Source organism: Pseudomonas sp. FIP_A4 (genome assembly GCF_036701605.1).
Lineage (GTDB): Bacteria > Pseudomonadota > Gammaproteobacteria > Pseudomonadales > Pseudomonadaceae > Stutzerimonas > Stutzerimonas phenolilytica.
The window spans coordinates 1-337 of the sequence record NZ_JAYDXP010000057.1 but is presented as its reverse complement, the minus strand read 5'-3'; the positions used below and the strand labels follow the sequence as shown (position 1 = coordinate 337).

Below are 337 nucleotides of genomic sequence, written 5' to 3'. Positions count from 1 at the left end.
TGCGGTATTAGCGTTCCTTTCGAAACGTTGTCCCCCACTACCAGGCAGATTCCTAGGCATTACTCACCCGTCCGCCGCTGAATCATGGAGCAAGCTCCACTCATCCGCTCGACTTGCATGTGTTAGGCCTGCCGCCAGCGGTCAATCTGAGCCATGATAAAACTCTTCAGTTCAATACTGCTTGGGTTTTGAGAAATCCCTAAACTTGGCTCAGCAATCGCAAATCTCTTTACAAGTAAAGAGTAACTCTCGAATTAACGAGTGTTGCTTTGTGATGCTGATAATCATGCGACTATCAGTCTTACATTCACAAGCACCCACACGAATTGCTTGATTC

1 rRNA gene is annotated in these 337 nt (G+C 46.9%); it reads right to left on the bottom strand.

Annotated elements, in window-relative coordinates:
• A 16S ribosomal RNA gene (locus tag U8L64_RS00450) occupies positions 1-173 on the bottom strand; the annotation flags it as partial.
• Positions 174-337: the final 164 nt, after the last annotated feature.